The 3,027-nt window shown below is 57.7% G+C and carries 5 protein-coding genes; 3 read left to right on the forward strand and 2 right to left on the reverse strand.

All coding sequences use genetic code 11. From position 1 onward, the window contains the following. The first annotated feature begins 226 nt into the window (after positions 1–226). From HU811_RS26240 to bamJ, 3 genes are all read left to right on the forward strand, one after another. On the forward strand, positions 227–568 hold the full coding sequence (locus HU811_RS26240; protein ID WP_092459956.1) for a PA4575 family protein: 342 nt from the start codon (positions 227–229) through the stop codon (positions 566–568). Positions 569–700: 132 nt separating this feature from the next. Next, positions 701–1,189 carry a TIGR00645 family protein gene (locus HU811_RS26245; RefSeq protein ID WP_025215565.1) on the forward strand — a complete coding sequence of 163 codons (489 nt, stop codon included), beginning with the start codon at positions 701–703 and terminating at the stop codon, positions 1,187–1,189. 205 nt (positions 1,190–1,394) lie between these two features. Continuing rightward, positions 1,395–2,012, forward strand: a complete 618-nt coding sequence (gene bamJ, locus HU811_RS26250) for a BamJ family beta-barrel-assembly machinery protein (protein WP_025215564.1) — start codon at positions 1,395–1,397, stop codon at positions 2,010–2,012. A gap of 125 nt (positions 2,013–2,137) precedes the next feature. On the opposite strand, the gene HU811_RS26255 is transcribed toward bamJ, so the two are convergent. Together HU811_RS26255 and HU811_RS26260 are read right to left on the reverse strand one after the other, a co-directional pair. Beyond that, the gene (locus HU811_RS26255) at positions 2,138–2,395 is read right to left on the reverse strand and encodes a PA4570 family protein (RefSeq protein ID WP_092459955.1); all 258 of its coding nucleotides are present in this window, start codon (positions 2,393–2,395) and stop codon (positions 2,138–2,140) included. 202 nt (positions 2,396–2,597) lie between these two features. Next, positions 2,598–2,939: a zinc ribbon domain-containing protein YjdM gene (locus HU811_RS26260; RefSeq protein ID WP_076386396.1), complete on the reverse strand. Its 342-nt coding sequence runs from the start codon at positions 2,937–2,939 to the stop codon at positions 2,598–2,600. Between the last annotated feature and the right edge of the window lie 88 nt (positions 2,940–3,027).

A 3,027-nucleotide genomic window follows, 5' to 3' on the forward strand; every position in this document is an offset into this window, starting at 1 on the left:
CTATCGCGAGCAGGCTCGCTCCCACAATTGTTTGCGGTGATGCTTAAAAAGTGCCGCCGTTTTGGCGTCAATATTCACACTATGACCATTCGGCGCATTCTGGTCTCGGTGGGACTTGCGGTCGGAACTTTTCTTCTATCCTCAGTTCAAGGATAACGAGAGCCATCATCGGATCGAAACAGCCTCTTCCTGAGGCTGAATACCGGATCTATCGAGGGGCGCCGCCATGTCGCGCAACCTTTGCCTCACTCGTCAATGCCTGGGCCTTGTCACCCGTATCGAATGCGCCATCCGTCCACTGGCGGGAGATACCGGTATGTGGACCTTGCTCTTCGCCGCCGGAATGGCTGGCGAACAACCTTCGGCCATCAAGGCTCAAGGCCCTTTTCCCGGCCCGAATGCCGCTGAGTCCATTCTCGACACCATTGTGCAAAGCCTGACACTGCACGGTTATGAGCTGGCCGACGACCCGCAGATCTGGAGCCTGCATATGCAGGCCCAGTTACGGGAAATCAATGGAGGCCGTTGTCGCAACGTCGACGGCTTCGAGTTTCGCCCGCTGCATTGAAAGCCGTCATCGTGCGGGGGCTGGCAGTACGGTTTTGCCACAAGGGCTGAAGTCACGGATGGGCCTGGCGTTTATGACCCGGGGCGTGACTGATATACTCGCCGCGATTTTTCAGCCCTGGTGTGAGATTCAATGGAACGCTTTATCGAAAATGCAATGTACGCCTCCCGTTGGCTGCTGGCGCCGATCTATTTCGGGCTGTCCCTCGGCTTGCTGGCTCTGGCGCTGAAATTCTTCCAGGAAGTTTTTCACGTCATTCCCAATGTGTTTGCCATGGCCGAGTCCGAACTGATTCTGGTGCTGTTGTCGCTGATCGACATGGCGCTGGTGGGCGGCCTGTTGGTGATGGTGATGATTTCCGGTTACGAAAACTTCGTCTCGCAACTGGACATCGATTCCGACAAGGAAAAGCTCAACTGGCTCGGGACCATGGATTCGTCCTCGCTGAAGATGAAGGTTGCGGCCTCGATCGTTGCCATTTCCTCGATTCACCTGCTGCGCATCTTCATGGACGCCAAGAACGTCGATCCCGAGCACCTGATGTGGTACGTGATCATCCATATGACCTTCGTGGTTTCGGCGTTTGCCATGGGCTACCTGGATAAACTGACCAAGCACTGAGGTCCGTTCATCGCCTTGGCGCACCGCCCGTCTGTTGCAAAGCAGGCGGGCGTTGTCGTTTTTGGCGGCGGCGCTTTGATGAGGTGGCTGATCACCCGCCACAGCATCTGTGCTAGTCTGCTCGCCCTTTTGGTTCCGGGCGCTCCGGGAGGCGCTGTGTCGAGCACGGCAAATTCCCGAGCCGTCCGCACAGCGGAGCAGCATCATGTCCGAAGTTAACCTGTCCACCGACGAAACCCGCGTCAGCTACGGCATTGGCCGTCAGTTGGGCGACCAACTGCGCGACAACCCGCCACCGGGCGTTAGCCTGGACGCGATCCTGGCCGGCCTGACCGACGCTTTCGCCGGCAAGCCGAGCCGTGTGGGCCAGGACGAGATGTCCGCCAGCTTCAAAGTCATCCGCGAAATCATGCAGGCGGAAGCTGCCGCCAAGGCAGAAGCTGCCGCTGGCGAAGGCCGTGCATTCCTGGCTGAAAACGCCAAGCGCGAAGGCATCACCACCCTGGCCTCGGGTCTGCAATTTGAAGTGCTGACTCAGGGCGAAGGCGCCAAGCCGAGCCGTGAGGATCAGGTGCGTACCCATTACCACGGCACCCTGATCGACGGCACTGTGTTCGACAGCTCCTACGATCGTGGCCAGCCAGCCGAATTCCCGGTGGGCGGCGTGATCCCGGGCTGGACCGAAGCCCTGCAACTGATGAACGCCGGCAGCAAATGGCGCCTATACGTGCCGAGCGAATTGGCTTACGGCGCTCAAGGCGTTGGCAGCATTCCGCCGCACAGCGTATTGGTGTTTGACGTCGAGCTGTTGGACGTTCTGTAAGGCATCAACACTTAAGCAGGCTTTTGTGGGAGCGAGCCTGCTCGCGATGACGGTCGATCAGTCAATATGATGTTGAATGTCACACCGCTATCGCGAGCAGGCTCGCTCCCACAGGGTTTGCGCGTTCATCCGTGAAACCTGCCACTGAAATCACCCGTAGGGCGCAATGCCCGGGCGTAACAGAACAGGAAGAGATTGCGCACCAGTTCCTTGAGCACCAGCGGCTCGCTGGAATTGAGGCTGTGGAGGTCCAGATCCCCCTGGTCCTGCAATTCGTTCAAGGCTTCTTCTTCAAGTACCGCGCAAACTTCCCCGGTTTCCCGATGCAGGATTCTCAGGTAAGGGTGTGGGCGGTCCAGCCAGGCATCGATCAAATAAGTCATGGTTCTCATCTCCTTGATGGGCGTTATGAGAATAATTCTTATTCGCTAAATAGCAAGGCTCTATTGGTGTTCAAATTGTTTTTCTGACGGTGGGTTGCGGCAGCTCAATGGGCTCGGGCTTGGCTGGGAGGCGCAAATGGGGGCTGGAGCGGGGAGGGCGAAGCGCCATCCCACGCGGGACGTGGGATGGAATACACAAGGCTCAGACTTTTCTGACGAACTCGGATTTGAGTTTCATCGGGCCGATGCCGTCGATCTTGCAGTCGATGTCGTGATCGCCATCGCACAAACGGATGTTCTTGACCTTGGTGCCCACCTTGACCACCAGCGACGTGCCTTTGACCTTCAGGTCCTTGATCACGGTGATGGTGTCGCCGTCCTGCAGGACATTGCCGACCGAATCCTTCTTCACCGTCTCATCGGACGCGGTTTCAGCTTCACCGCTGGCAGACCATTCGTGGGCACACTCCGGGCAGACCAGTTGAGTACCGTCTTCGTAGGTGTATTCGGAATTGCATTTCGGGCAGGGAGGCAACGTGCTCACTAAGGTTCCTTGGGTATCAGGAGGGCAAAAGGGCGCACATTATATAGGGTTTTGTTACGAGGTGGGTGATGCGGGGCTTCTGTGGCGA

Source organism: Pseudomonas tehranensis, from assembly GCF_014268615.1.
Lineage (GTDB): Bacteria > Pseudomonadota > Gammaproteobacteria > Pseudomonadales > Pseudomonadaceae > Aquipseudomonas > Aquipseudomonas tehranensis.